This window comes from Streptomyces sp. NPDC107546 (assembly GCF_055639175.1).
This window is the reverse complement of sequence record NZ_JBVKBA010000016.1, coordinates 1-24,580: the sequence shown is the minus strand read 5'-3', so window position 1 is coordinate 24,580 and position 24,580 is coordinate 1. Positions and strand designations below refer to the sequence as shown.

Here is a 24,580-nt window from a genome sequence, read left to right as displayed (position 1 = left end):
GCGGGAGCGGACCTCTTCCGGTCGTCCGCTCCCGCATGTCAGTGCCTGCGGATACGCTGATGTCCTGATCAAGTCGACGCACGATCAGCACACCGACCTGTTCAACAGGTGTGCGGAGCAAGGAAGTCGGGAAAGGCCGCAGGAGCGGGTTCGGCGGCGAGGGGGCGGCAGTGACGGACGGATTCGATTTCAGCCCCGGGGCGCAGGTGCCCCTTTCGGGCTCCGCGGGCCAGACGGCGGCGACCTACGCCCTGGCCTCGGCGGCGTACCGGGAGGACGACGAGGTCACCAAGATCCTCGAGGCGGACAACGAGTGGCATCAGTCGACCGTCAAGGCCCCGCGTCCGTGGGCACGGATCTTCCGTCCCAAGCTCGGTGAGGCCTACTCCCGCGCGGTGATCGACCGCATGCTGGGCGCCGGGCGCAAGCCCCTCATCCAGTCGTTCGGCACCGAGCCGCAGGTCGTCGTGGAGCACTGTCTGGCGGCCCACCGCATCCGCCGGGAACGCGACAACTGGCTGACGGCGGTGACGGTCCTGTGCGGGGTGCTGTTCCTGCCGGGATTCCTGGTGTGGCTGCTGGTGTTCCAGATCCGGACCACCCTCGGCAAGCGCACGGACAGGAGCGCCGGTGCGCTCGCCACGACCCTTCTCGCCGCCGTCGGCGCCCTCGCCGTGATCTTCCTCATCCGTATGCCGTTCTCCGGCTTCTGGGCGTGGTACGCGCGGGCGGCGGTCGTCATGCCGGTCGTCGGCTGGTTCTGGGCCAAGCAGATCTGCGAGCGTACGGCGAAGGACCTGCGTGAGCGCTGGGACAGTCTGCTCGCGGGCGGCGGCCTGGGCGCCAAGATCCCCGAGGCGGTGCCCGGGCACCCCGGCGACGCGGCCGAGCAGCTGCGCAAGGAGCTCACCCGGCTGAGCGCCGAGCAGAGGTCCAACTCCGTCTTCTACGCCGGCCCCAAGGGCATCCTCGGCATGGGCACACGCTGGGGCAGCTGGCAGCTGGCCGAGGACCTGGTCTCCGCGGAGCCGGGGAAGGACTTCCACCCCTTCCGCAGCTGGGACGTGATCACCGCGATCCAGGGCGACCTGGCCATGCTGGAGCGGACCTCCATCAACACCGGCGGCTTCCCGAAGCCCTCCATAACGCACTGGATCGTCACGCCGATCGGGGAGAAGGCGAAGGAGGTCTCCCGGCCCAGCGGCACCGACGTGGACGCGTACACGATCAAGACGCACGCGATACAGGACATCTGCAACAAGCAGCAGTTCGGCAGCGGCGACCGGCACTACCTCGGCGTCCAGTGGACGCTGTGGGACGGCCAGTTGATCATCACCATGCTCATCACGGTGACGGTGCTGCACGACACCCTGCGCATCGAGGTCACCGGGCACGCCCTGGGCCCCGTCAACTCCCTGTTCACCACGAAGCCCGAGCCCAAGGAGAAGGAGGTGGCGAAGACCGTCAAGTTCTGGGAGACCCACAAGGTGAGGCTGCCGCTGGTCGACGCCGACGAGGTGGTGCGGCTCGCCGCGCGCGCCCCGCTCACCTGGTATCCGCCGTTCCTGAACTGGCTCGGCGGCTCGCTGACCCTCCCGGAGCCGTTCGGTCTGCGCCACGCCTGGGCGGACCAGCCGTGGCGTCACCGTTTCATGGCCGACGACGCCCTGCGCGCGGCCACGCCGGTGCTGCGGGTGGTGCACGCGGCGGCGATCCGGGTCCTGAGGGACCACGGGGTGGACGTGGAGGCCTTCGGGACGCGGTCGGCGTTTCTCAGCACGCTGGTGCAGGACCCTACGCCGAAAAAGGCGGATGTCTACGACGCGTAGGCCTCCGGCGGTTCGGCCGGTGCCGCTCGGTGCAGTGGCCGTTCCAGGGGCAGCCGCCCCCGGACCCCGCTATCGACCTGGACGGCCTCGTCCTCGAACTCCCCCATGCCCTACGAGCAGGGGGTGCCCCCGGACGGGCTGAACGGCACCCCGGCTACGCAGAGCCCGTAGGCCAAGCCTCCGCCAGCATCTTCCGCGTGTCCGCCAGCAGCTGCGGCAGTACCTTCGTGTGGCCGACCACCGGCATGAAGTTCGTGTCGCCGCCCCAGCGGGGCACGATGTGCTGGTGCAGGTGGGCGGCGATGCCGGCACCGGCGACCGAGCCCTGGTTCATGCCGATGTTGAACCCATGGGCCCCGGAGGCCGTGCGCAGCGCGGTCATCGCCTGCTTGGTCAGCTCGGCGAGCTCCGCGGTCTCCGACTCCGTGAGGTCGGTGTAGTCGGCGACATGGCGGTAGGGGACGACCATCAGATGGCCGCCGTTGTACGGGTACAGGTTCAGCACCGCGTACACCTGCCCGCCCCGCTTGACGATCAGCCCGTCCTCGTCCGACTTGGCCGGGATGGAGCAGAACGGGCAGCCGTCGTCGGCTCCCGGACCGGTCGGCTTGTTCTCGCCCTGGATGTAGGCCATCCGGTGGGGCGTCCACAGGCGCTGGAACGCGTCCTGCGTCCCCACTCCGATCTGCTGCTCCGGCTCACTCGTCATGAGGTGCAGCATATGGCGTCTTCGCCGGGGCAGGGCAAAGGCCCCCGGGATCGCCCGGGGGGCCTTTGGGCCTGTCTGTCAGGTCGGGCCCCTGACGGCCGTCAGACCTGCGCCCGCTCCTCGACGACCTTCACGATCTTGGCGATGGCCTCGTCGAACGGGATGCCGTTCTCCTGGGAGCCGTCCCGGAAGCGGAACGACACCGAGCCGTGGGACATGTCCTCGTCGCCCGCGATGACCATGAAGGGCACCTTCTGCTTCTGGGCGTTGCGGATCTTCTTCTGCATACGGTCGGACGAGGAGTCGACCTCGACGCGCAGGCCGCGCTCCCGCGCCCGCTCGGCGAACTTCTCCAGGTAGGGCACGTGCGCGTCGCCGATCGGGATGCCGACCGCCTGAACCGGGGCGAGCCAGGCCGGGAAGGCGCCCGCATAGTGCTCCAGGAGCACGCCGAAGAACCGCTCGATCGACCCGAAGAGGGCCCGGTGGATCATGACGGGCTGTTGGCGCGAGCCGTCCGCCGCCGTGTACTCCAAGCCGAACCGCTTCGGCTGGTTGAAGTCGACCTGGATCGTCGACATCTGCCAGGACCGGCCGATGGCGTCCCGGGCCTGTACCGAGATCTTCGGGCCGTAGTAGGCCGCGCCGCCCGGGTCGGGGACCAGGGGCAGGCCCTGCTTCTCGGCGGCCTGGCGGAGCGCCTCGGTGGCCTCCTCCCAGTCCTCGTCCGAGCCGATGAACTTGTCGGAGTCGTCACGGGTGGACAGCTCCAGCTCGAACTCGGTGAGGCCGTAGTCGCGCAGCAGGTCGAGGACGAAGGTCAGGAGCGTGTCGAGCTCCTGCGGCATCTGCTCCTTGGTGCAGTAGATGTGCGAGTCGTCCTGGGTGAAGCCGCGCGAGCGGGTCAGGCCGTGCACGACGCCCGACTTCTCGTACCGGTACACGGTCCCGAACTCGAAGAGGCGCAGGGGCAGTTCGCGGTAGGAACGGCCGCGCGACTTGAAGATCAGGTTGTGCATCGGGCAGTTCATCGCCTTGAGGCGGTAGTTCTGCTCGTCGAACTCGATGGCCGGGAACATGCCGTCCGAGTAGTGCGGCAGGTGCCCGGAGATCTCGAAGAGCTTCTCCTTCGAGATGTGCGGCGTGTTGACGAACTCGTAGCCGGAGACCTCGTGGCGCCGCCGCGAGTAGGTCTCCATCTCCTTGCGGATGACCCCGCCCTTGGGGTGGAACACCGCCAGGCCGGGGCCCAGCTCCTCGGGGAAGGAGAACAGGTCCAGCTCGGCGCCGAGCTTGCGGTGGTCGCGCTTCTCGGCCTCGGCGAGGAAGTCCAGGTACGCCTTGAGCTCGTCCTTGGACGGCCAGGCGGTGCCGTAGATGCGCTGCAGCTGCGGGTTCTTCTCGCTGCCGCGCCAGTAGGCGGCGGCCGAGCGCATCAGCTTGAACGCCGGGATGATCCGGGTGGTGGGCAGGTGCGGACCACGGCAGAGGTCCTTCCAGCACAGCTCGCCGGTCTTGGCGTCCAGGTTGTCGTAGATCGTCAGCTCGCCGCCGCCGACCTCGGCGTCGGCGCCCTCGGCGGCCTGCGCGGCGTTGCCCTTGAGGCCGATGAGCTCGAGCTTGTACGGCTCGTTCGCCAGTTCCTCGCGGGCGTCCTCGTCCGTGGTCACCCGGCGCGAGAAGCGCTGGCCCCGCTTGATGATCTCCTGCATCTTCTTCTCGATGCGCTTGAGATCGTCCGGAGTGAACGGCTCGGCCACGTCGAAGTCGTAGTAGAAGCCGTCCCGGATGGGCGGGCCGATGCCCAGCTTCGCCTCGGGGAAGATCTCCTGCACGGCCTGGGCCATCACGTGCGCGGTGGAGTGGCGCAGGATGTTCAGGCCGTCGTCGGAGGAGATCTCGACGCCCTCGACGGTCTCGCCGTCCTTCACCTCGTGGGCGAGATCCTTCAGCTCACCGCCCACGCGCGCGGCGATGATCGAGCGCTCGCCGGCGAAGAGGTCGGCGGCCGTAGTGCCCGTCGTCACCACGCGCTCTTCCCGCTCGGAATCGCGTTGGATGATCACACGGACGTCTGACACCGGACTCTCCTGACTGCTGGTGGATGCGGCGCCATACCTGGAGCGCGCGCATGAGTGGGATCGTACCGACCCACGGCCGCCCACCGCGAAACGGTTACGGTGCCCCGGGGCTTCAGTCCCCGCCGCACGCCTCCTCGAAGAAGGTCGTGATCTCCGCGGTCTCCTGGAGCGACTTCATCAGCCGATCCCGCTCGGCCTCGTCGACCTGCACCGGCGCCACCCCGGACGCGGCCGCGAGGCGCCGGAAGCCGCCGCGGCTCTCCAGCCGTCCGTGCACTCTGATCGGCAGTCCGAGGAGGTGGGCGTGGCCCGCGATGCGGTACGACTCCTCGTCCAGGGTCATCCGTACGTGCGGCACCTCCGCCCCGGCGAGGACGCGCAGCCGTACGGTGCCCTCGCCGCGCGGTCCCGAACGGCGCAGGCGGACGACGGCGCCGGTGATCCGCACCGGTACCGACGGCTCCTCGCGCAGATAGCGGGCTCCGGCCTCGCGCAGGGCGGGCAGGTCCCCGGGGGAGAACTCGACCGGCTCGGCGGGCGCCGCACCACCCTCGGGGACACCGGCGGCGGGCGCCCACTCGACGGCGATCCGGGCACCTTCGGACCCGCGGACGAGGGCGACGAGCGCCTCGGTCAGCTCGTGGCTCACGCCGGCCTCGACGGCGGCGTCGAAGGCGTCCATGCCGCCGGTGGCCCGCTGGTAGTCGATGGCCTCGCGGGCGGCGTGCAGCGCCTGGTGCAGGCGCACGGCGAGCGGCCGGCCGGTGGCGACGGGCACGAAGGCGGTGAGCTCCCGGCCGCCGGTGGCCGCGCCGATCAGGACGTGCTCGAGCGACGCGGCGGCGGGCCTGCGGTGCCGGGCGCCGTAGTAGCCGGCCCGGGCGCGGGTGGCGAGGGCGCCCGCCAGCAGCATCCGGCGGGCGGCGCTGCGCAGCTGGTCCTCGACGTCCCAGGGAGCGGTACCCACCGGTCCCGTCGGCACGTCACGCCACCAGTGGATCTCGTCACTGGGCACGGTCAGGCCGACCAGCACGTCGCGGGCGGAGGGCGAGCCGCTGCGGGTCAGGGCGAGGAGGGCCTCGCCGATCAGGTCGTCGCAGTCGGGGAAGGCGCGGCTCTCCGGCAGCAGCAGACTCGTACCACTGCCGCCGGGGCCGGGCGGGGTCCAGCGGCCGTAGCGCCCGGGGGCCCCGCCGCGGCGCTGCCAGCCGTGGCGGCGCAGTAGGGCGCCGAGCACGGCGGGGTCGACCTGGTCGGGGGCGGGCGGCCGGTTCCACAGTGGCTCGGCCGGGTGCGGCCGGACGGTGCGGGACTGCTCGTCGAGGGGACGGTGTGTCACGGTCTGCCTCCCGTTCCGACCCGGGTCATGATCTCGCACAGGGCGCGGTCGTCGAAGATGCGCGAGGTCGGGACGCGCACGGTGGTGCGGTGCCGGCCCGTGATCGGGTGTCCGGCGAGGTTGGTCCAGTAGCAGCAGTGCCGCAGGTCCATTCGGTCGTGACCGGCCCGCAGCCACTGGTCCTGGGTCCGGGGGACGATCATCACGACGAGGATCTTGTGCACGGAGACGGGGGTGCGGGCGAGCTTCCGCAGGTGCTCGTTGTCGAGCGTGAAGGAGAAGAAACGGCCCGGGGGGTTCGGCGGTATCTGGTACGTGCACTTCAGCTGCACTTTGATGGTGACCTCGTCGTCGACCGTGTGGCCGGGCGCGCTGTGGCTGACGTGCCAGTCGATGCCGTTGTCCGGGAAGGGCTGGGACAGCGAGCAGCCGGCCGCCGCGGCGACCGCGTGCAGATAGCCCACCTGCAGTGTCTCCATGCAGGCGGTGGTGGCGAGTGTGCCGCGATGGGGTGCCGTCCGCTCGGGCAGCAGCCCGCCCCGCTCGGGCTGCGCTATCGCCATGACCAACAGCCTTCCCTGCGCGGTGAATCCCCGTCGAGCCCAGCTGAACTGCAAAGACCCGTACTCCTGTTGTCTCCTTCCGGCGTACGGCGCAAACAGCCCGGGTATCACCAAACAGGCAGAAGACGGTACGTCAGCTGCCACGCGTGAACGAGGAGTTGAGTAGGCATGACGTTCTGGTACGAGGGCCCGCTCGCCGCGTTCGACACGGAGACCACCGGCGTGGACGTCGAGACCGACCGGATCGTGTCGGCCGCCGTCGTCGTCCAGGACGCTCCGGGGACCCGGCCGCGGGTGAGCCGCTGGCTGGTGAACCCGGGGGTGCCGGTGCCCGCGGAGGCGACGGCCGTGCACGGGCTGACGGAGGAGCACCTGCAGCGCAACGGCCGCTGGCCGTCGCCGGTGATGGAGGAGATAGCCCGGGACCTGGGCGAGCAGTCGATGCGGGGCCGGCCGCTGGTGGTGATGAACGCGCCCTTCGATCTGACGCTGCTGGACCGGGAGTTGCGTCGCCATCGGGCGTCCTCGTTGGAGCGCTGGTTCGCGTCGGCGCCGCTGCGCGTGCTCGACCCGAGGGTGCTCGACAAGCACCTGGACCGCTACCGCAAGGGCCGCCGCACCCTCACCGACCTGTGCGCGCACTACGGGGTGCCGCTGGAGGGGGCGCACGACGCGGCGGCGGACGCGCTGGCCGCGATGGAGGTCGTACGGGCACTGGGGCGTCGCTTCGCGACCCGACTGGAGCGCCTCTCCCCCGCCGAGCTGCACACGCTGCAGGCGACCTGGCACGCGGCACAGGCACGCGGGCTGCAGGCGTGGTTCGCCCGCAACGGCACGGAGGAGCCGGTGGACACGGCCTGGCCCCTGCGCCCGGAGCTGCCGGCAGCCGCCTGAGCACACGAAAAACCGGTCCGTCGTGGACGGACCGGCCTTCTCCGGGTGGGCGATACTGGGTTCGAACCAGTGACCTCTTCGGTGTGAACGAAGCGCTCTCCCACTGAGCTAATCGCCCGGGAACGCAGTGAACAATACAGGCCCCGGTGTGGTTCCTTCAAACCGCTTCGAGGTGTGCGACCAGTCCCCGTCGTCCGGAGCGCATCATCAGCCGATGGTTCGCCCGGAAGATCGGCCGCCCCGGCACGGCGAACCTCCTGAGCAGCCATTTGTTCACGTCGACCGCCTGGTCGTAGCGGGCGACGGTGCCGGGACCGGTGGCGGTGACCGTCCAGCGTGCCCAGCCGTCGACGTCACCGGACAGCGCGACCTCCAGAATCCCGGCCGCCGGGTCGCGTCGCACCTCACGCACGGTGAAGGTCAGGTCGTACGGCAGCAGGGAGCGGACCCGGACGACGCCGCTCGTGTCGTCGAGCCGGGTCACCTCCCGCACCTGGCGCCACCACCGCGGGTACTCCTCGGGCCGCTCCAGCGCCGCGTACACGGCGGCGGGCGGCGCGGGCAGGGCCCACATGCTGCGGAAGCGGTAATGGCTCCGGTCCATGGGCACAGTCTTCCCGGGTCCGCCCCCCGGTATCTGAGTACGTGTACTCATGCGGTAGGAGGTGACGAGCGCCACACTGACGGATGCGAGCGCCGCCGCCCGTGCGGCGGCGCTCCCACGGGCCGGTCAGGACGGCATCTTGTCCCCGAGCAGCGCCAGGTTCTCGATGGCGGCGAGGCCGTAGAGCGCGGTGTCGTTGGTGGACACCCAGGCCGCCTCGCTGCCCGCGACGAGCGTGGCCGGGCCGCTCAGCGGTTCCGTCTTCCACGGCGAGGACTCGGTGTAGCCGTCGGAGTTGTAGAACTTGCTCCACGCCCGCTTGGCGAGCGTCGCGTCGCCGGTCTGGACGGCGGCGTACGCGTCGAGACGCGAGTGGCCCTGGAAGAGCAGCAGGCTGCCGAAGTCGGAGCCGTAGCGGGCCTTCTGCTCGGCTTTGGTGGCGTTGAAATAGCGGCAGTAGTCCAGGTACGCCTCCTTGAACTTGGGCATGTCGACCAGGTAGTCGAGCTCGGCGCACAGCTCGTTGAGGCCGAAGACGGCCGAGAGGTGGGAGACGGACACCACCGGCTTGTCGGCGACGGCGAACTTGCCGGTGTCGAGGTCGTACAGCCCGCTGCCCTGGACGAAGCCGTTGGGCTGGGCGGCGATGCCCTCCATCGTGGAGAGGACGCGTGCCTTGGCCTTCTCCCACTTGGGGCCCTTGCGCTCCCACTCGGTGAGCCACGCCGACACCAGGCCGCTCCAGTCCGTGCCGAAGCCGATCGACAGGGCGTGCCTGTCGGGGGTGTAGGGGTCGGTGCGTACCTTGCGCTGCGGGTCGAGGACGAGGAACGTCTCGTCGGAGTCGACGTTGGCCCGCATGAGGTCGCCGACCCGCTCGTCGGCGGTGAGGAAGTAGTAGAAGCGCCGGTAGGTGGTGTTGGCGATGCGCTGCTGTTTGGCGCTGTCGGCGAAGTGCTGCACGCCGTGCCGGGTGCCGAGGCCGGCCCACTTGCCGGTGTGGTAGACGTCGACCTCGCCGGTGTGCCGGGTCATCGCCTCGGCGAAGCGGAAGATGTCCGCGCGGCCGCTGCGCAGGTATGCGTACCAGAGCCACAGGTCGGGCGACAGCTCGGAATTGTCCCAGGCGTAGCCGCCGATGTCGTACCGCCACACGTGCCGGACGGTGTCGTAGGTGTGCATGATGTCGCCGTAGTCCCAGAAGCCGTACCAGCGGCGCTGCTCCACCTGGTCCTTGTAGTAGGTGAAGAGGAAGTCGAGGTGGTCCTCGATCTTCGCCTTGGCCGGTGTGGAGCGGTCGGGCTCGGAGTACAGGCCCGGGCCGAAGACCCTGGCCTTGATGAGCTGTCCGGGCGGGGCGGCGAGCTGCGGCAGCGTCCGGACGGCCTTGACCTGGTCGGCTAGCTGGTCGGGGGTCGGGGTGGCGGCGTTGGCCCAGAAGAGGAGTTCGGAGGTTCGGGCGATGCCGTACGGGGTGCCGAACTCCGGTTCGTAGTCCTCGTAGGTGATGTTGAGGCCTTCGAGCTGCTTGGCGTAGGTGTCCTGGCCCATGCCGTCGTGGTAGAAGCGCAGGTCCATGGGCTGCGCCTCGGGCGACCAGAGCCAGAGGGTGACCTCGGCCTCGTCGGTGTGGGCCGCGCGGATGTCGAGCTGGGCGGGGAACTTCTCCCAGAAGTCCCTCAGGCCGAAGGAGAGTCCGCCGCTCGGTCCGCCGACGTAGCCGAAGCCGGAAGCGCGCTTGCCACCGCCGGCACCGATCCACCCGTAGCCCTTCTTGGTGCGCTTGCGCAGGGTGAAGCCATCGGCGGAGAGCTGCGAGAGGGTGTAGTCGCCCCAGTGCGGGATGTACTGGAGACGGGTCGTCACCCGTTGGTCCCACGTCGAGGGGTCGGGCAGTTTCTGTCCGGCGTACTGCGCCGCCTGCACGGCCGCCCCCGGGTCGCGGCGCAGCCCGGTGATGCCCTGCACGGCCTCGCGCAGCAGACCGGTGCCCTCGCCGCCGATCCGGATGTGCCGGTCGTAGGCGGCGTCGCGCATCGGCACGGTGAAGCGCACGCCGAGCCCGCGGACGAAGTCGCCGCCGGTCTTGCCGGGTTCCTGGGTTCCGTCGTAGGTGATGGTGTGCACCATGCGGAAGGAGTCGGCGCCCGCGTAGAAGTAGAGCCGGATCGAGAACGGCAGCCAACTGCGCTCGCCCTTGCGGTGCTTGCCGTCGATGCGGACGACGGCCCGGACGGGGCCCTCCTGTTCGACGGCGACCTCGGAGATGGCGCCGTCGAAGCGCTCGGTCTTCACCGTGCCCTGGTCCTCGTCCTCGATCTCCGGCTGGCGGATGAGGACGAGACGGCCGTTCTTCGCGATCTCGGTGGAGCCGCGGGTGACCGACTTGATCAGCGTGGAGCCCGACTTGCCGATCTTCGCGGTGATGACGCCGGTCGATATGTCGATGGTGCCGCCGCTCTTGTCGACGGTGACCTTCTTGTCGGGCGTCGCGGGGATGCCGGCGGTGAGCGTCAGCTTGCCGGAGCCGGAACTGAGGGCGTGCGCCGTCCACTTGAGGGAGCCGTCCGGCCAGTACGCGAGCGGCCAGGACTGGACGGGTACGGCCTTGCCGTTCTCGTCCGTCAGAGCGAACGTCTGGTCGTCCTGGTAGGCACCCTTCGGCCAGGGCACGCCGACGGTGGAGCCGGGCGCGGCGCCGAGACCGCCGTCCTCGAGCCAGTCGAGTGTCACCGGATCGGCGTCGGCAGCCTCGGCTCTGGGCGCCGCCTGCGCGTCCCTGGCCCCTAGCGTCCAGCTGAACTGAGCGGCGGCTCCGGCGACGGCGGCGGCCTTGAGGAGGGACCTGCGGGGGATGGGAGACATGAGAGATGCAGCCTTCCTTTCCTGGCGGTGATGCAGAGAGGTCAGGGGCATGACAGAGGGAGGTGCGACGCCGGGGCGCCGACCGGAGAGGGTGCCGACCGGCGTCAGCGGCGCCGGTGGCGCTCCTCGACGGCGACGGCGGCCGCCGTCACGGCCCCGAGGACGGGGACCGCGAGCGGCGCGACGAACCAGGCGGAGCAGAGCACCAGGGCGGCTCCGCAGACGAGGAGGAAGGACCCGGCCGGGTCGAGGACGGTGCGGCGTCCGGCCACCGCGAGCAGGGCCCGCCAGGAGACGCCCGGCGCCCAGGCCGCCGCCGCCCGCAGCCCGGCGACGGCCGCGCCGATCAGGGTGAGGACGCCGACCGCGCCGACGATCGGCCCGCCGGGCAGTCCGGCGCGCACGGCCTGGACGTCGACCCGGACCGCGGCCGCCGCCGCCCAGCCGGCGAGCCCGACGATCCAGCCCCGGCGCGCGGCCGCGCCGAAGTCCCCGGCGAACTCCCGCCAGCCGCCACCCTCGTGGGCCGCACGCCGGCGCAGATGGCGGGCGCCCGCGGCGAAGGCCGCGGGGTAGGTGACGAGCGGCAGCGAGGCCACGGCGATCCAGACACCGGTGAGCAGACACTCGGCGAACAGGGCGAACCTCTCGGCGAGCAGCGACCCGCGGCGGGCCTTCGGACGGGCGTGGTCGGTGGCCATGTCAGCCCTTCAGTCCGGAGGTCGCCATGCCGTCGATGAGGTAGCGCTGGAAGGCGAGGAAGAAGAGCAGCACGGGCAGCAGCGCGACCAGGGACATCGCGATCATGCCGCCGTAGTTGGCGGCCACGCCGTCGGAGTCACGGAACATCATCATGCCGAGGGAGACGGTGTACTTGCCGGGGTCGTTGAGGTAGATCAGCGGGCCCATGAAGTCGTTCCACGCGTTGATGAACGTGAAGATCGCGCTCGTGATGAGGGCCGGACGGCACAGCGGCAGCACGATCGACCAGTAGATCCTCAGGTGCCCGCAGCCGTCGATCCTGGCGGCCTCGTCGAGTTCCTTCGGCAGGCTCCGCATGAACTGCACCATGAGGAAGACGAAGAACGCCTCCGTGGCCAGGTACTTGCCGAGCAGCAGCGGCACATAGGTGTTGATCATCTGCATCTTCTGGAACATCACGTACTGCGGGATGAGCAGCACGTGGTAGGGCAGCAGAAGCGTGCCGATCATGAGCGAGAACAGCAGGCTGCGGCCCGCGAACCTGATCCGTGCGAACGCGTAGGCGGTCAGCGAGCAGGAGATCAGGATGCCGACGACGGCGCCGACGGCGTACAGGAGGGAGTTCTGGAAGAACGTCCAGATGGAGATGTCGGCGATGCCTTTGGCCAGGCCCTTGAAGTTGGCGAGGATGGGGTGGACGGGGAACAGCTGCAGGCTGTTGATGATGTCCTTGCTGGGCTTGAACGACGCCCCGATCACCCACAGAACGGGATAGAGGACGACCGCGAGGACCAGCAGGGCGCCGATGTGCCAGGCGAGCGAACCGGCGCGCTTGCGCCCGGGGCTGCCGAGCGTCGTGCGGACGGTGGTCGTGGTGGTGCTCATCGGGCGTCCTCCTCGTAGTGCACCCACTTCTTCTGGGACCAGAAGAGGACTGCCGTCACGAGGGCCACGGCGAGCAGCAGCATCCAGGCCATCGCGGAGGCGTAGCCCATCTGGGCGTTCTTGAAGCCCTGCTGGTACAGGTAGCAGGTGTAGACGAGCGTGGCGTCGGCCGGGCCGCAGTAGGTGTTGGAGACGACGTAGGCCGAGGCGAAGATCTGGAACGAGTGGATCGTCTCCAGCAGCACGTTGAAGAAGAGCACCGGGGAGATCATCGGCAGCGTGATGTTCCAGAACCTGCGGAAGGCTCCGGCGCCGTCCATCGCCGCCGCCTCGTGGAGCTCCTTCGGCACCTGTTTGAGCCCGGCCAGGAAGATGACCATGGGCGCGCCGAACTGCCAGACGGTGAGCGCCACCAGGCAGTACAGGATCCAGTCGGGGTTGCCGACCCAGCCGCCCACGTGGATGCCGAAGACGGACATCGTGCGGTCCACGATGGCGTCGTCGGAGAAGATCGACCGCCAGACGAAGGCGACCGAGACGCTGGCGCCGATGAGCGAGGGGGCGTAGAACGCGGCCCGGTAGAACGCCTGTCCGCGGCGGCTCTGCGCGAGCAGCAGAGCGACACCGAGGGCGAGCAGCAGCTTCAGCGGCGTGCCGATGACGACGTACTTCGCCGTCACCTCCACCGACTTCTGCCACCGGGGGTCGTCGAACATCCTGGTGAAGTTGTCGAGGCCGACCCACTTCGGCGTGTTGAAGAGGTTGTAGTCGGTGAACGCGAAGTACAGCGAGGCGACCATGGGTCCCGCGGTCAGGAGCACGAAGCCGGCGATCCACGGGGACATGAAGAGGTAGCCGGCGAGGTTCTCCCGGCGGCCCCGCCGCTTGTGGGCGGCGGGAGCGGCGGAAGGGGTCTTCCGGGTGTCGAGAGGCGAGTCCTTGACGAGCGTCACGGGGGTTCCCATCAGTTCCGGTCAGGCCTGGAACGCGGCCTGCGACTCGTCGAAGAACTGCTTCACCGCGTCGGCGACCTTGACCTTGCCGAGGCCCAGGTCGCCACCGATGCGCAGGAAGGCGGCCTCGATGGTGTCGGCGCCGGAGGGGTGCGGGGTGATCGTGCCGAGGACACCGGCCTTGGCGGTGTCGTCCTCGTACTGCGCGATCTCCTTGTTGACCTCGTCGGTCGGCTTGAAGGCCTCGTACTGTTCGGTGCCGGCGAGGATGCCGCGGTCGTAGCCCATGATCTTGCCGACCTCGGGGTCGTGGACCATGAAGTTGATGAACTGGGCGACTTCCTTCGGGTGTGAGGTGCGCGCGGAGGCGCTCAGCATCAGCGAGGCGAGGTACTGGCCGGTGTGCTTGCCGTCCATGGTCGGGATCGGCGCGAGACCGTAGGTGCTGTTCCCCTCGGCGGTGTAACGGACCGTGAAGTTGTCCCAGGTGAATTCGGACGCCCCGTGCCCGGCCGAGAGCGAGGACTTGGGCCGGTCCTGGGCGACTGTCTTCGGGTCGGTGACGATCCCGGCCTTCACGCGGTTGTAGCCGTCCTGCCACCACCCCGTCAGGTCGGCCTTGTCGAAACCGAGTCCGTCCCTGGTGTAGAAGGCCTTGCCGTTCTGCCGGAGGTAAAGGTCGTACAGGTACATGATGCTGAAGTAGCCCGTGTCCCCGGGGACCTTGGTCTTGTCGTGGATGGTCTTGAGGGCCTTGAAGTACTCGTCCCAGGTCCAGCCCGTCGTCGGCTCCACGCCGGCCTTCTGGAAGACCTTCTTGTCGATGACGAGCGCCATGGTGTTGGAGCCGACGGGAATGCCGAGCTGCTTGCCGTCGACCTCGCCGACCTTCGTGACACCGGCGCGGAAGTTGCTCAGGCTGATATTGCCCGCGTCGATCTGTGACTTGAGGTCGAGGAGGACGCCTCGCTTGTCGTACTTCCGAAGGAATGTGACGGCGTTCTGGAATACGTCCGGGGGATTTCCGCCGGACGCCTGCGTCTGGAACTTCTCCCAGAAAGACTGGTAGTCCTGGAAGTCTGTTTTGACCTTGATCTTCGGATACTTCTTCTCGAAGAGTTTGATGGTTTCGTTGATCTTCTTCGCCCGTTCGTCGGCACCCCACCACGAGTAACGGATCGTCACGGTCCCATCCGCGGAGGTGCCGCCGTCACCCCCGCAGCCTGTCGTCGCGGCCAGCCCCAGGGTGGCCATCGAGACTCCCGCCGCCTTCAGGATCGTGCGCCTTTCAACATTCCCGGTACCCACAGTCAGACCCCTCCCCGCAGCAACGCCGCCGCTCGTGAATCGTTTCAAGTAAGCGCTTGCTGGCACAAGGTACGGAGGCCCTCCGGCCTCGTCAATGATTCGGACAGGAATTGGTGAGAGTGCGACTGGGCGGTAACGGCCACCGGAGGGGGGCGAGTTCGGACCGGGAACGAGAAGCGCCCAGGTCGCGAGGGGCGGCACTGCCGAGGTCGGCCGGTGCGGCGGTCGAGAGCCGGATACCGGATTCGGCCCGCGTGGCGGCCTGGAGCCGCATGCCGGACTCGGCCGGTTCGGCGGCATGCCGGACGTCGGGCTCCGCCGGTGCGGCGGCACACCGGGGACGGGTGCGAGGAGGCGCTGCTCAGCACAGGGCCCGCACACGGGCATACGCCAAGGGCGGCGCCGCTCATCTGCTGAACAGCGCCGCCCTTGATCTTGTGGGCGATACTGGGATCGAACCAGTGACCTCTTCGGTGTGAACGAAGCGCTCTCCCGCTGAGCTAATCGCCCGGGCGCAGGAAGAACATTACCGCATGTCAGCGGATGCCTCCGACCACGGGCCGATCACTCCTCCCTGATGTTCCAGGGCGTCACGAGGCCGAACTTCCAGACGTACACGCCGACCAGCGCGGCCACGATCGCCACGCCGGCGGTCGTCAGCAGGAGGTTGCGGCGCCGCACCCTGGGGTCGAGCGCACGGTGCGTCGCCTCCGTGACCTTCCGTTTCGTCCAGCGCAGCACCAGCTGGGCCCAGACGAACTCGGTCGCCCAGATCGCCATGCCTGCGAAGATGACCAGCCACCCCGGGCCCGGCAGCGGAAGCAGGATCACGCCGCCCGCGACCACCGCGAGGCCGATCACGAAAACGCCCACCTGCCAGCTGAGGTGCAGCGCACGGCGGGCCTTGATGAATTCCGGCGCCCTGGAACCGAGCGCCCGCTCGGTCTTCGGCCCCTCGGCGGCCACGGCGGACTCACCCCGCTCGTCACTCCGCGTATTCATACAGCCAAACCTACCCGAGAGAAACCAGTCACCGGAATGGCCGCATCGCACGAAGGATGTCTCGGCCGGATGAGCTACGTAAAGACAGGCAAAACACTCAGAGGGGTTTACAACGGCACCGTAGGTGGCATGTCGATTTCGCCGACGTGCGAATCCCCGAGCGCACACTGAGCGAAAGGCCCTGGCGCTTATGAACACCACGGTCAGCTGCGAGCTGCACCTGCGCCTCGTTGTGTCGAGCGAGTCCTCACTGCCTGTACCCGCGGGACTGCGGTATGACACGGCCGATCCCTACGCCGTGCACGCCACCTTCCACACCGGAGCCGAGGAGACCGTCGAGTGGGTGTTCGCCCGCGACCTCCTTGCGGAGGGCCTGCACCGGCCCACAGGGACCGGCGACGTCCGCGTCTGGCCGTCCCGCAGCCACGGTCAGGGCGTCGTCTGCATCGCCCTGAGCTCTCCGGAGGGCGAGGCTCTGCTCGAGGCCCCGGCGCGGGCACTGGAGTCGTTCCTGAAGCGGACCGATGCGGCCGTGCCGCCCGGCACGGAGCATCGCCATTTCGATCTCGACACGGAGCTCTCCCACATCCTGGCCGAGAGCTAGCGCAACACAGCCACGCCACCCGGCGCCGTCCACTCGGGGAGACGGCTCGGGTCAGGACAACCGCATACGGCACACCCGGGCGCCGTCACCGCGAGCCCTCGCGGAGGCGGCGCGCTGGCCTTCTACGGAGAGTCACGCTCCCGCCCCGTTGCGTGACGGGCCCGAAGCCGACCCTGCGGTGCTTCTCTCGGGGCGGGAAGCCGCTAGGCTCGGCCAGCATCGGCGGGCGTCCGCCCGACCCCAGGCCAGGGAGCGACACGTGCTGATCACCCATGACACCCGGTGCGCGCTCGACCTCGTGGTGGACCTCGTGAACACCACACCGGAGGGCGACGAGCCGGACGGGCTCCCGGATGTCGCCGCCCTCGACGACTTCGCGCGCAGACACGCGGTGAGCGATCTCGGCGTACTGTCGGAGTTCGACCTGTCGGCCGTGCGCAAGATCCGCGGACGGTTCGCCGCGGTCTTCGCCGCGACGGACGCCCGAGTCGCGGCGGGCCTCATCAACGAACTGGTCGCGGCGGCGGGCACCACGCCCCGGCTGACCGACCACGACGGCTACGACTGGCATGTGCACTACTTCGCCCCCGGTGCCTCCCTGGCCGACCACATCGCCGCGGACTGCGGGATGGCGCTGGCGTTCTTCGTGGTGGCCGGGGAGCAGGAGCGGCTGCGCCGCTGCGAGGCGCCCGACTGCCGGCGCGCCTTCGTGGACCTCTCCCGCAACCGCTCACGGCGCTACTGCGACAGCCGTACCTGCGGCAACCGCCTCCACGTGGCCGCCTACCGGGCACGCCGCAAGGAGGCGGCCGGCTGAGCGAGGCCCTCGCGGGAACGCGGGTGCGGACGGGCGCGGCGACGGCGCAGGGCTGAGGGAAGTCCCGAGGCGGGAGGCACTGAGGAGCGGACGTGTGCAGACACTCACCGTCCGTGACCAGACATGCGGCCCGCCTTCGTCGCTCACGCGGTGGGCTGTCGGAGCCCTCGGCGGGTGGCGCCAGGGGCTCCGCATACGGCTCAGAGCAGCAGCAGATCGTGCAGCGATGCCATGAGCAGCAAACAGCCGATCACCGCAAGGAAGATCATCAGCGGTGGCTGGGAAAGCGCGAAGAGACAACCCCGACGATCCTCGGGAGGAGCGGCGGTGTCGCTCTGGGTTGTGTCCAGCATCTCCCGGCGATGATGGCGCAGCCCGCACCCGCCGTGCGATCAACACGCAAGGGATGACGATGTGATCGCCGATTCCGCGAGGTGCCGAGCGAAGATGATCTAGGCGTGCCCACCCTTGATCGTCAGGGCGCCGCGACCCGACCGCTCCCTCGTCTCCCATCCGACCCGCGCCGGCGAGGCGTCATATGCCGTGCTTCTTCAGGATGGCCTCGATGTCGCTGAAGTCCTCCGCAGGCTCGGCCGCCCGGGGCCCCGCCGTGGGACGAACCGCGGGAGGGCCCCCGGTGCCGAGCGCCGGCGCGGAGGACGAGGGAGCCGTCGCCTCCCGCCGCGCGGCACGGGCCGCCCTGCGTTCCTTGCGGGTGCCGCCGCGCCTGCGTTCCACGGCCCGGGTGGTCGCGAACAGCAGCCAAGCGGCCCCGAGCACGCCGAAGCCCGCCCAGGCCGTGGGGCTGAACGCGGTGTCGGCGAGCCAGCCCACCACTCCTGTCATCACCAGGCCGATCGGCACCAGCGCGTACGCGGCGATACGGGCCGCGGCCAGAAAACGCTTGCGGAAGGCCGTGACCGCGGCGATGCCGAGGCCGGCCGCGGAGACGGCGGAACAGACTGTCTCGGCAATCATCCGGTCCTCCAAGCGGAGATCGGTCGGGTGAGGGGATCGGTCCGGTGAGGGGGATCGGTCCGGTGAGGGGGATCGGTCCGGTGAGGACGGTTCGTCCCTTCCATCCTGCACCGCCCCACCCCCCGCGGGCCACGGTCCGAACACGCCTCAGGGACATCTCCGGGACATCTCGGGGTCCTCTCCTCCCCAGGGCGCGGACCCGTCTCCACCCCGGACCTCACCGGCGCTCTCCACGCCTCCACCTCCGGCTGGGGAGTTCGCGTTTGGGAGCCGTCGCGGGTGCTGGGAGACTGTGACCATGAGTGATTCCTCCCCAGCCCGCGCAGCCGCCCCCGTCCTGGACGTGTGGTGCGAACTCCAGTGCCCCGACTGCCGTACCGCCCTCGATGATCTGCGCGCGCTGCGCGACCGCTACGGCGACCGGCTGGAGCTGCGGCTGCGGCACTTCCCGCTGGAGAAGCACCGGCACGCCTTCGCCGCGGCGCAGGCCGCCGAGGAGGCGCTGGCGCAGGGGCAGGGCTGGCCTTACGTGGAGGCCGTGCTCGGCCGGGTCGAGGAGCTGGACCGCACAGGAGAGGCGTTCCTCATCGAGGTGGCCCGCGAACTGGGGCTGGACGCCGAGGAGTTCGACACGGCTCTGATCGACGGCCGGCACATCCTGATCGTCGACGCCGACCAGGCCGAGGGCAAGGCGATCGGCGTGACCGGCACTCCGACCTATGTGATCGGAGGTGAGCGCCTCGACGGCGGCAAGAGCCAGGAGGGACTGCGCGAGCGGATCGAGGAGATCACGGACCGGCTGCTGGCCGGGCAGGGAGCCTGATCGCGCCCGGGCCGCCCTACAGCAGGGGTTTGTACAAGGCGTACTCCGTCGTCCGGTAGCCGAGTGACTCGTAGAGACGCTCGGCCGGGGTGTTGCCCGCGAACACGTTCAGTCCGAGGACCTGCCGACCGGCGGTGAGCGCCTGGGCCTCCGCCAGGAGCATGAGCGTGCGGCCGTGCCCCCTCCCGCGGCGGGCGGCGTCGGCCTCCACGTAGAAGACGAACGCCATGTCCTTGCGCACCGCCAGCCACAGGGTTCCCACGCGCGTGCCCTCGTGCTCCAGCACGCTGAACGTCATGCCCTCGGTGCGCATCCCCCGCGGCAGGAGCTGCTCGTGGTCGCGTCGCGCCTTGGCGTGCGCCACGGCCTCGGGCACACCCCGCTCGATCCACGAGCGCGCGTAGTGCTCCCATTGGTACTCCTGCCAGGCCGCGAACTCCGCCTCGGTCATGGAACGTGCGCGGCTGCCCTCGGGCAGCGGGGGCGGGGTGTCACCGAGCCGCTTCTCCATACCGCGGTTGCGCAGGACATAACCGAGCGTCTCGGTGAGCCGCAGTGCGACGCGCGCATCGGCGGGGACCCGGGCCTCGATCTGCCGGCAGCCCCAGCCCCGCGCCACCTCCTCCGCGGCGAGCGCGGCCACGGTTCCCCGGCCGCGCCGGCGGTCGGACTCCTCGATGCGCAGGTCGATGATGCGGGCCACCGACTCGCCCAGGGACGGCGAGGTGCCGAGGTGTATCGCCCCGACGGGACGGCTGTTCACGCACACCTGGTAGCGACGTGAACGCGTTCCGTCGGCGTGATGCTGAAGCGGCTCGGTCGGCCGCAGGGTCGTGGTCATCACGGGTGTTCTACCCTCGGCGGTGACCCGCGTCAGCTGGTTTTCCCGGCGCTCACGGATCCAGGTCGTTTCCGGACCGCTCGTCGAAGATCCGCATGGCCTTGGCGGTCACCGGCCCCGGCGCCCCCGCGAGTTCCCGCCCGTCGACCCGGTGCACGGCCTGCACGTCCCGCAGCGTGGACGTGAGGAAGATCTCGTCCGCGTGCTCAAGGACGTCCAGCGACAGATCGGTCTCCTTGGCGCCGGTCCACTCCACGGTGAGGGCCCGGGTGATGCCCGCGAGACAGCCGGAGGCGAGCGGCGGGGTGTGGATCTCGCCGTCGAGGACGACGAAGACGTTCGACCCCGTGCCCTCGCAGAGCAGGCCGGCCGTGTTGCCGAACAGGGCCTCGGTCGCGCCCTGCCCGGTCGCCCGGGCGAGCGCGACGACGTTCTCGGCGTACGAGGTGGTCTTCAGGCCGGTCAGCGCGCCGTGCTCGTTACGGGTCCACGGCACCGTGATCACGGCCGTGCAGTCGGGGCGCCGGGTGGTCGCGCCGAGGGCCACGACGAGGGTGGGGCCCTGGTCGCCGCGGTCGGAGCCGAGGGGGCCGTGGCCGCCGGTGTACGTGATGCGCAGGCGCCCGAGCGGCATCGGGTTGGCCTGGAGGACGGCGGTGCAGGCGCGGCGGACCTCGTCCAGGTCCGGGTCCGGAAGACCGAGACCGCGGGCGGAGCGGGTGAGCCGGTCGAGGTGGCGGGTGAGTGCGAACGCCCGGCCCTCGACGGCTTTGACGGTCTCGAAGACGCCGTCGCCGACGGTCAGTCCGTGGTCGAAGACGGAGACGCGGGCGGACTCGATGTCCTGCAGCCCGCCGTCGAGCCAGAGCTTCACTGGTCTTTACCTCGCAAGATCGTGGCGAAAGCGTCGTGCGACGCGTCGTGCGACGCGTCGTCCGGCCCGTGGCCGAACCGCGCAGCCCTGGACATGTGCCGCGCATGAAGGGTCATTCCGGCCCCAGGTCCTGGTACTCCCCCGACGCTACCGCGAGCAGCCGGGCGGCCTTCAGTTCGGTCTCGCGCCACTCGCCCTCCGGGTCGGAGTCCCAGGTGATGCCGGCGCCGGCGCCGAACCGCAGCACGGCCGCGCCGTCGGCGCTCCGGTCGATCCAGAAGGTGCGGATGCCGACGGCCAGCTCGCCCACGCGCCGGTCGGCGTCGACCCAGCCGATGCCGCCGCAGTAGGGGCCGCGGCGCGCGGTCTCCAGGGCGTCGATGATCCGCAGCGCGCTCGACTTGGGGGCGCCGGTGATCGAGCCTGCCGGGAAGGCGGCGGCGAGCAGGTCCGGCCAGCCGGCGTCCGGGCGCAGCTCCCCGCGGACCGTGGAGACGAGGTGGACGAGGCCGGGGTGCTTCTCGACGACGCACAAATCGGGGACGGTGACGCTGCCGGTGACGCAGACGCGGCCGAGGTCGTTGCGGACCAGGTCCACGATCATCACGTTCTCCGCGTAGTCCTTCTCCAGCAGCTCCGCCTCGGTGCGGGCGGTGCCCTTGATCGGGCCGGACTCGACGGTGCGGCCGGCGCGGCGCAGGAACAGCTCGGGGGACGCGGTGGCCATCTCCACGCCGTGTTCCGGCAGGCGGATCGTTCCTGCGTACGGGGCCGGGTTGCCGCGGGCCAGCACGGCGGCCAGGGCGTCCACGTCGGCGCCGGGCGCGACCGGCGCGGACAGCACACGGCAGAGGTTCACCTGGTAGACCTCCCCGGTGGCGATGTGCTCGCGGATCCGGCGCACGCCCGCCGTGTACGCGGCGCGGTCGAGAGAGGACACCCAGTCACCGACCTCGGGTCCCCGCCATTGGCCGGGCACGGGCGCGGGCACCGGCTCTTCCTGTACGTGTGCGAAGCGAGCGCAGGTCAGACGCCCCTCGTAGTCCGCGCAGACCGCCCAGAAGCCGGTGGAGTCGAGGGCGGCCGGGTCACTGGTGACATCGAGGAGACCGGTGGCTACGCGGTCGCCGAAACGGGCGAGAGGAGGCAGGTCGGGCACGCCGTCGAGTCTAGGGCGGGTGTCCGTCGGGTGGCTCGCGAGTGTCCTGGCGGTGGTCCGGCCGTGTCCTTGACCAGGCGCAAGGCAGCACGCTGCGCAAACGCGTTTTTGTACTGGCCCCGGAATCCGCTAGAGTTCAACACGTCGCCGGGACGCGGAAGCGGACCGGACAAACGACAAGCGGACGTAGCTCAGTTGGTAGAGCGCAACCTTGCCAAGGTTGAGGTCGCGAGTTCGAGCCTCGTCGTCCGCTCGAAGGAAGCAGGGGATCTTCACGGACCCCTGCACTCCTGGTGGAGTGGCCGAGAGGCGAGGCAACGGCCTGCAAAGCCGTCTACACGGGTTCAAATCCCGTCTCCACCTCCAAGGACGATTAGCTCAGCGGGAGAGCGCTTCCCTGACACGGAAGAGGTCACTGGTTCAATCCCAGTATCGTCCACTGGATCTTCGGATCCCCGCGCGATTAGCTCAGCGGGAGAGCGCTTCCCTGACACGGAAGAGGTCACTGGTTCAATCCCAGTATCGCGCACGCACTGCCCGTGATCTTCGGATCGCGGTCCCGAGGACGATTAGCTCAGCGGGAGAGCGCTTCCCTGACACGGAAGAGGTCACTGGTTCAATCCCAGTATCGTCCACACACCGAAGCCCCCGGCCGCATGGCCGGGGGCTTCTTCGTGGGCTCAGCTGGAGAACAGCATGTGTCCGAAGCTCTTGTGGCGGTGGTGGCCGTAGTGACCGTGGCCCCCGTGATGGCCCTCGTGGTGGCCGCCGTGCGGGGCGCCCCAGGCGGGAGCGGACGGGTACGCGGGCGGGGGCGGCGGGGCGGGCTGTGCCCACTGGGCCTCCAGACGGGTGAGCGCCTCCAGCTCCCCGTAGTCGAGGAAGATGCCGCGACAGCCGCTGCACTGCTCGATCTGGACGCCGTTGCGGTTGTATGTGTGCATCGGCGCACGACACTTCGGACACTGCATGCTCGGCTCAACTCCTCGCCGGTCGGTGGGGCTTCGCCAGATAGGGACTCGGCACCGGCCGGAACGGTTGCAACCTGGGGTCCGGATCACTGCCCCAACTGCGGAGGAATCGCGGCTATTCGGGCACAGGCGTCGACCACGGCCTGTTCCACCTCGTCCAAGGCCCGGCCCGCGGCGGCGGACTTGGCGACGGCCCGGGCGGCCGTCTGCACGGTGAGGGCGCGGGCGGGAACCTCCAGGGCCGGCCAGGGGTCGCCGGTGGAGGGGACCGCGGGACCGCCCGCCCGGCGGTACGCGTGGAGGAACCGGGCCCACTCGTCCGGCGGGAGCAGACCGCAGGCGTACCAGGCGGCCGGGCGGGCCAGGTCCCAGGCCGGTTCACCGAGGCCCAGGTCGTCGACGTCGATCAGGAGCCAGGGGCCGGTCTCCGCGGGGTGGCGTACGAGCTGGCCGAGGTGGAGGTCGCCGTGACACAGAGAGCGCGCGGAGGGCATGGGCGCCTCGGCTCGGGCCCAGCCCGGTAGGCCGGCCCAGGCGCGGAGGACGCTTGCGGCGGCCGGGTGGGGACCGGCGGCCTGGAGGCGCTGGACAGCGCGGGCGGCCTTGGCGGGGCCGCGCATGGCCGGGAGACCGGTGGGCGCGGGGGCCTGGTGCAGCTGGGCGAGAAGGGTGGCGGCGGCCTCCCAGGGAGCGGCGTCCGGAGTGTCGGGATCCACGGGGGCGCCGTACGGCCAGAAGGTCACCAGGCGGCCGTGGAGGTCGGCAGGCACGGAGCGGAGGGGCGCCAGGAAGATCTCGGGGAGGCCGGCGGCGATCCCGAGACGAAGGGAGAGCTCCCCGAGGTCCGTACCAGGGGCGTGCGCCTTGGCGACCGTGCCACCGTGCCGCACGACCGTCCCGTCCCCCCGCTCGGCCAGCACGGTGTCGGGGTGCCCACAGCCTCCTCCTCGAGGATGAGCCGCACACCGGGCTGTGGCTGTGAGGGCGGACAGTACGTCGGCGGTCACGGATCTCCCTGGGCAGTACAGCACTCGCCCCAGAGCGTACGCACAAGGCAGAAGCTGTGGTCTCTCACCCAGGCCCACAGCAACCATCAATTGAAGAACCACGACGGCGAGAACCACGTCCGCGAGAGCGGCGCCGGTTTAGGCGCAGAATAACGCCCGCGCAGCTCCCCAGCTGCGCGGGCGTTGGTGCCGTCCGTCGTACCCCCGTCCCCACGGGGTTGCATGGGTGAATGTCCCCGCCCGGACCGCTCTTCCGGGCCTGGGGCGCCGCTCAGCGCCCCAGCATCACGCCCACGGACGACGCTTGTGTGACCACTGCATCCCAGCCGCCGAAGGCGTACACGAGCAGGGCCGCCAGGGGGAGGACCATCGCGGTCGCCACCAAGGGGTGGCGGCGGCCCTTGCGGCGGGTGCCGAACGTGGCGTACGCCCTGCGTCCCTGCGCGCGGATCAGTGTCCGCGGTGCCGTGTGGGCCATGGTCCCTCTCCTGACCGTGGTGCTGTTGTCGTTGGCAGCGGCGGGTGTCTGACCTCGGGGGACGAGTGCTGCACCCGCCGCTTGACCTCAAATCTAGGCTTCGGGCGATCCCCGGTCGTCATGCCCTCGTATCGATTCCCTGGCCTCCCCGAGGAGGAGCGATGACCTGCGGCGTACTCCCCTGGGTGGAGACGAGGTCCTAGGCGCTGTTTCTCGGATCTCCCTCCGCGAGTGAGGTGTTGGGGGCAGGCTGACTGCATGGGACGCGGAGACCTGACGAACGCAGAGTGGGAG

The 24,580-nt window shown here is 70.0% G+C and carries 24 protein-coding genes and 7 tRNA genes; 10 read left to right on the top strand and 21 right to left on the bottom strand.

From position 1 onward, the window contains the following. Nucleotides 1-170: 170 nt before the first annotated feature. Entirely contained in the window at nucleotides 171-1,829 is a 1,659-nt protein-coding gene (locus tag ACZ7L1_RS23305; RefSeq protein WP_471439792.1) for a hypothetical protein, read from the top strand. Nucleotides 1,830-1,983: 154 nt separating this feature from the next. Here ACZ7L1_RS23305 and ACZ7L1_RS23300 read toward each other — a convergent pair whose 3' ends face one another. The 4 genes from ACZ7L1_RS23300 to ACZ7L1_RS23285 all read right to left on the bottom strand — a co-directional run bounded on the left by ACZ7L1_RS23300 (nucleotide 1,984) and on the right by ACZ7L1_RS23285 (nucleotide 6,521). Beyond that, nucleotides 1,984-2,550, bottom strand: coding sequence for an HIT family protein (locus ACZ7L1_RS23300; RefSeq protein ID WP_471439791.1), 567 nt, complete (start codon nucleotides 2,548-2,550; stop codon nucleotides 1,984-1,986). Nucleotides 2,551-2,639: 89 nt separating this feature from the next. Further along, nucleotides 2,640-4,619 carry a threonine--tRNA ligase gene (gene thrS / locus ACZ7L1_RS23295; protein ID WP_471439790.1) on the bottom strand — a complete coding sequence of 660 codons (1,980 nt, stop codon included), beginning with the start codon at nucleotides 4,617-4,619 and terminating at the stop codon, nucleotides 2,640-2,642. A gap of 112 nt (nucleotides 4,620-4,731) precedes the next feature. Beyond that, nucleotides 4,732-5,958, bottom strand: coding sequence for a hypothetical protein (locus tag ACZ7L1_RS23290; protein WP_471439788.1), 1,227 nt, complete (start codon nucleotides 5,956-5,958; stop codon nucleotides 4,732-4,734). After that, a complete protein-coding gene (locus ACZ7L1_RS23285) occupies nucleotides 5,955-6,521 on the bottom strand; it encodes a DUF4365 domain-containing protein (protein ID WP_471439786.1) in 567 nt (188 codons plus the stop codon). Before ACZ7L1_RS23285 ends, ACZ7L1_RS23290 begins: the two co-directional genes overlap by 4 nt. A gap of 168 nt (nucleotides 6,522-6,689) precedes the next feature. On the opposite strand from ACZ7L1_RS23285, the gene ACZ7L1_RS23280 reads away from it, so the two are divergent. Next, nucleotides 6,690-7,415, top strand: a complete 726-nt coding sequence (locus ACZ7L1_RS23280; RefSeq protein ID WP_471439784.1) for an exonuclease domain-containing protein — start codon at nucleotides 6,690-6,692, stop codon at nucleotides 7,413-7,415. 46 nt (nucleotides 7,416-7,461) lie between these two features. On the opposite strand, the gene ACZ7L1_RS23275 is transcribed toward ACZ7L1_RS23280, so the two are convergent. The 9 genes from ACZ7L1_RS23275 to ACZ7L1_RS23235 form a co-directional block, all read right to left on the bottom strand. After that, nucleotides 7,462-7,533 (bottom strand) — tRNA-Val (locus tag ACZ7L1_RS23275). A 39-nt stretch (nucleotides 7,534-7,572) separates the two neighbouring features. Beyond that, nucleotides 7,573-8,019 carry an SRPBCC family protein gene (locus ACZ7L1_RS23270; RefSeq protein WP_471439782.1) on the bottom strand — a complete coding sequence of 149 codons (447 nt, stop codon included), beginning with the start codon at nucleotides 8,017-8,019 and terminating at the stop codon, nucleotides 7,573-7,575. A gap of 126 nt (nucleotides 8,020-8,145) precedes the next feature. Continuing rightward, nucleotides 8,146-10,884, bottom strand: coding sequence for an exo-rhamnogalacturonan lyase family protein (locus ACZ7L1_RS23265; protein ID WP_471439781.1), 2,739 nt, complete (start codon nucleotides 10,882-10,884; stop codon nucleotides 8,146-8,148). A 104-nt stretch (nucleotides 10,885-10,988) separates the two neighbouring features. Beyond that, the gene (locus ACZ7L1_RS23260) at nucleotides 10,989-11,585 is read right to left on the bottom strand and encodes a hypothetical protein (RefSeq protein WP_471439779.1); all 597 of its coding nucleotides are present in this window, start codon (nucleotides 11,583-11,585) and stop codon (nucleotides 10,989-10,991) included. Between the two features lies 1 nt (nucleotide 11,586). Continuing rightward, nucleotides 11,587-12,471 carry a carbohydrate ABC transporter permease gene (locus tag ACZ7L1_RS23255; protein WP_471439778.1) on the bottom strand — a complete coding sequence of 295 codons (885 nt, stop codon included), beginning with the start codon at nucleotides 12,469-12,471 and terminating at the stop codon, nucleotides 11,587-11,589. Next, a complete protein-coding gene (locus tag ACZ7L1_RS23250) occupies nucleotides 12,468-13,436 on the bottom strand; it encodes a carbohydrate ABC transporter permease (RefSeq protein ID WP_471439776.1) in 969 nt (322 codons plus the stop codon). Before ACZ7L1_RS23250 ends, ACZ7L1_RS23255 begins: the two co-directional genes overlap by 4 nt. A gap of 9 nt (nucleotides 13,437-13,445) precedes the next feature. Beyond that, nucleotides 13,446-14,732 carry an ABC transporter substrate-binding protein gene (locus ACZ7L1_RS23245; RefSeq protein ID WP_471439775.1) on the bottom strand — a complete coding sequence of 429 codons (1,287 nt, stop codon included), beginning with the start codon at nucleotides 14,730-14,732 and terminating at the stop codon, nucleotides 13,446-13,448. A 438-nt stretch (nucleotides 14,733-15,170) separates the two neighbouring features. Further along, nucleotides 15,171-15,242 (bottom strand) — tRNA-Val (locus ACZ7L1_RS23240). 54 nt (nucleotides 15,243-15,296) lie between these two features. After that, nucleotides 15,297-15,734 (bottom strand): TIGR02611 family protein, encoded by a 438-nt coding sequence (locus ACZ7L1_RS23235; RefSeq protein WP_471439773.1) that lies wholly within the window; start codon nucleotides 15,732-15,734, stop codon nucleotides 15,297-15,299. 190 nt (nucleotides 15,735-15,924) lie between these two features. Here ACZ7L1_RS23235 and ACZ7L1_RS23230 point away from each other — a divergent pair, with 190 nt between their 5' ends. Together ACZ7L1_RS23230 and ACZ7L1_RS23225 are read left to right on the top strand one after the other, a co-directional pair. After that, nucleotides 15,925-16,338: an SsgA family sporulation/cell division regulator gene (locus ACZ7L1_RS23230; protein WP_003959770.1), complete on the top strand. Its 414-nt coding sequence runs from the start codon at nucleotides 15,925-15,927 to the stop codon at nucleotides 16,336-16,338. A gap of 259 nt (nucleotides 16,339-16,597) precedes the next feature. Then, entirely contained in the window at nucleotides 16,598-17,155 is a 558-nt protein-coding gene (locus ACZ7L1_RS23225; protein ID WP_471439772.1) for a CGNR zinc finger domain-containing protein, read from the top strand. A gap of 200 nt (nucleotides 17,156-17,355) precedes the next feature. Here ACZ7L1_RS23225 and ACZ7L1_RS23220 read toward each other — a convergent pair whose 3' ends face one another. Both ACZ7L1_RS23220 and ACZ7L1_RS23215 read right to left on the bottom strand, forming a co-directional pair. Further along, on the bottom strand, nucleotides 17,356-17,508 hold the full coding sequence (locus tag ACZ7L1_RS23220) for a hypothetical protein (RefSeq protein WP_200421241.1): 153 nt from the start codon (nucleotides 17,506-17,508) through the stop codon (nucleotides 17,356-17,358). 181 nt (nucleotides 17,509-17,689) lie between these two features. Further along, entirely contained in the window at nucleotides 17,690-18,133 is a 444-nt protein-coding gene (locus ACZ7L1_RS23215; RefSeq protein WP_471439770.1) for a hypothetical protein, read from the bottom strand. Nucleotides 18,134-18,431: 298 nt separating this feature from the next. Here ACZ7L1_RS23215 and ACZ7L1_RS23210 point away from each other — a divergent pair, with 298 nt between their 5' ends. Continuing rightward, on the top strand, nucleotides 18,432-18,956 hold the full coding sequence (locus ACZ7L1_RS23210) for a DsbA family protein (protein WP_471439769.1): 525 nt from the start codon (nucleotides 18,432-18,434) through the stop codon (nucleotides 18,954-18,956). Between the two features lie 16 nt (nucleotides 18,957-18,972). On the opposite strand, the gene ACZ7L1_RS23205 is transcribed toward ACZ7L1_RS23210, so the two are convergent. The 3 genes from ACZ7L1_RS23205 to ACZ7L1_RS23195 form a co-directional block, all read right to left on the bottom strand. Then, complete coding sequence (locus tag ACZ7L1_RS23205; RefSeq protein ID WP_471439767.1) at nucleotides 18,973-19,797, bottom strand: GNAT family N-acetyltransferase; 825 nt, start codon at nucleotides 19,795-19,797, stop codon at nucleotides 18,973-18,975. Nucleotides 19,798-19,849: 52 nt separating this feature from the next. Then, nucleotides 19,850-20,671 carry an aminotransferase class IV gene (locus ACZ7L1_RS23200; RefSeq protein WP_471439765.1) on the bottom strand — a complete coding sequence of 274 codons (822 nt, stop codon included), beginning with the start codon at nucleotides 20,669-20,671 and terminating at the stop codon, nucleotides 19,850-19,852. A 112-nt stretch (nucleotides 20,672-20,783) separates the two neighbouring features. Beyond that, complete coding sequence (locus ACZ7L1_RS23195) at nucleotides 20,784-21,830, bottom strand: chorismate-binding protein (RefSeq protein ID WP_471439763.1); 1,047 nt, start codon at nucleotides 21,828-21,830, stop codon at nucleotides 20,784-20,786. A gap of 180 nt (nucleotides 21,831-22,010) precedes the next feature. On the opposite strand from ACZ7L1_RS23195, the gene ACZ7L1_RS23190 reads away from it, so the two are divergent. The 5 genes from ACZ7L1_RS23190 to ACZ7L1_RS23170 all read left to right on the top strand — a co-directional run bounded on the left by ACZ7L1_RS23190 (nucleotide 22,011) and on the right by ACZ7L1_RS23170 (nucleotide 22,465). Beyond that, nucleotides 22,011-22,083: transfer RNA gene (locus tag ACZ7L1_RS23190), tRNA-Gly, on the top strand. Nucleotides 22,084-22,122: 39 nt separating this feature from the next. Further along, nucleotides 22,123-22,196, top strand: a tRNA-Cys gene (locus ACZ7L1_RS23185). Between the two features lies 1 nt (nucleotide 22,197). Then, a tRNA-Val gene (locus ACZ7L1_RS23180) sits at nucleotides 22,198-22,269 on the top strand. A gap of 18 nt (nucleotides 22,270-22,287) precedes the next feature. Beyond that, nucleotides 22,288-22,359: transfer RNA gene (locus ACZ7L1_RS23175), tRNA-Val, on the top strand. Between the two features lie 34 nt (nucleotides 22,360-22,393). Then, nucleotides 22,394-22,465 (top strand) — tRNA-Val (locus tag ACZ7L1_RS23170). Nucleotides 22,466-22,510: 45 nt separating this feature from the next. Here the strand turns inward: ACZ7L1_RS23170 and ACZ7L1_RS23165 are convergent. From ACZ7L1_RS23165 to ACZ7L1_RS23155, 3 genes are all read right to left on the bottom strand, one after another. Next, nucleotides 22,511-22,801, bottom strand: a complete 291-nt coding sequence (locus tag ACZ7L1_RS23165; protein ID WP_471439761.1) for a TFIIB-type zinc ribbon-containing protein — start codon at nucleotides 22,799-22,801, stop codon at nucleotides 22,511-22,513. An 86-nt stretch (nucleotides 22,802-22,887) separates the two neighbouring features. Continuing rightward, a complete protein-coding gene (locus tag ACZ7L1_RS23160) occupies nucleotides 22,888-23,808 on the bottom strand; it encodes a phosphotransferase family protein (protein WP_471439759.1) in 921 nt (306 codons plus the stop codon). 271 nt (nucleotides 23,809-24,079) lie between these two features. Continuing rightward, entirely contained in the window at nucleotides 24,080-24,286 is a 207-nt protein-coding gene (locus ACZ7L1_RS23155) for a hypothetical protein (RefSeq protein ID WP_471439757.1), read from the bottom strand. Between the last annotated feature and the right edge of the window lie 294 nt (nucleotides 24,287-24,580).

Bases quoted from the DNA above. Each gene is read 5' to 3' on its own strand.
- ACZ7L1_RS23285 (WP_471439786.1), bottom strand. From the start codon at position 6,521: ATGGCGATAGCGCAGCCCGAGCGGGGCGGGCTGCTGCCCGAGCGGACG.
- ACZ7L1_RS23155 (WP_471439757.1), bottom strand. From the start codon at position 24,286: ATGGCCCACACGGCACCGCGGACACTGATCCGCGCGCAGGGACGCAGG.
- ACZ7L1_RS23165 (WP_471439761.1), bottom strand. From the start codon at position 22,801: ATGCAGTGTCCGAAGTGTCGTGCGCCGATGCACACATACAACCGCAAC.
- ACZ7L1_RS23210 (WP_471439769.1), top strand. From the start codon at position 18,432: ATGAGTGATTCCTCCCCAGCCCGCGCAGCCGCCCCCGTCCTGGACGTG.
- ACZ7L1_RS23230 (WP_003959770.1), top strand. From the start codon at position 15,925: ATGAACACCACGGTCAGCTGCGAGCTGCACCTGCGCCTCGTTGTGTCG.
- ACZ7L1_RS23300 (WP_471439791.1), bottom strand. From the start codon at position 2,550: ATGCTGCACCTCATGACGAGTGAGCCGGAGCAGCAGATCGGAGTGGGG.
- ACZ7L1_RS23235 (WP_471439773.1), bottom strand. From the start codon at position 15,734: ATGAATACGCGGAGTGACGAGCGGGGTGAGTCCGCCGTGGCCGCCGAG.
- ACZ7L1_RS23220 (WP_200421241.1), bottom strand. From the start codon at position 17,508: ATGCTGGACACAACCCAGAGCGACACCGCCGCTCCTCCCGAGGATCGT.
- ACZ7L1_RS23250 (WP_471439776.1), bottom strand. From the start codon at position 13,436: ATGGGAACCCCCGTGACGCTCGTCAAGGACTCGCCTCTCGACACCCGG.
- ACZ7L1_RS23260 (WP_471439779.1), bottom strand. From the start codon at position 11,585: ATGGCCACCGACCACGCCCGTCCGAAGGCCCGCCGCGGGTCGCTGCTC.
- ACZ7L1_RS23270 (WP_471439782.1), bottom strand. From the start codon at position 8,019: ATGGACCGGAGCCATTACCGCTTCCGCAGCATGTGGGCCCTGCCCGCG.
- ACZ7L1_RS23280 (WP_471439784.1), top strand. From the start codon at position 6,690: ATGACGTTCTGGTACGAGGGCCCGCTCGCCGCGTTCGACACGGAGACC.
- ACZ7L1_RS23255 (WP_471439778.1), bottom strand. From the start codon at position 12,471: ATGAGCACCACCACGACCACCGTCCGCACGACGCTCGGCAGCCCCGGG.
- ACZ7L1_RS23215 (WP_471439770.1), bottom strand. From the start codon at position 18,133: ATGATTGCCGAGACAGTCTGTTCCGCCGTCTCCGCGGCCGGCCTCGGC.
- ACZ7L1_RS23205 (WP_471439767.1), bottom strand. From the start codon at position 19,797: ATGACCACGACCCTGCGGCCGACCGAGCCGCTTCAGCATCACGCCGAC.
- ACZ7L1_RS23265 (WP_471439781.1), bottom strand. From the start codon at position 10,884: ATGTCTCCCATCCCCCGCAGGTCCCTCCTCAAGGCCGCCGCCGTCGCC.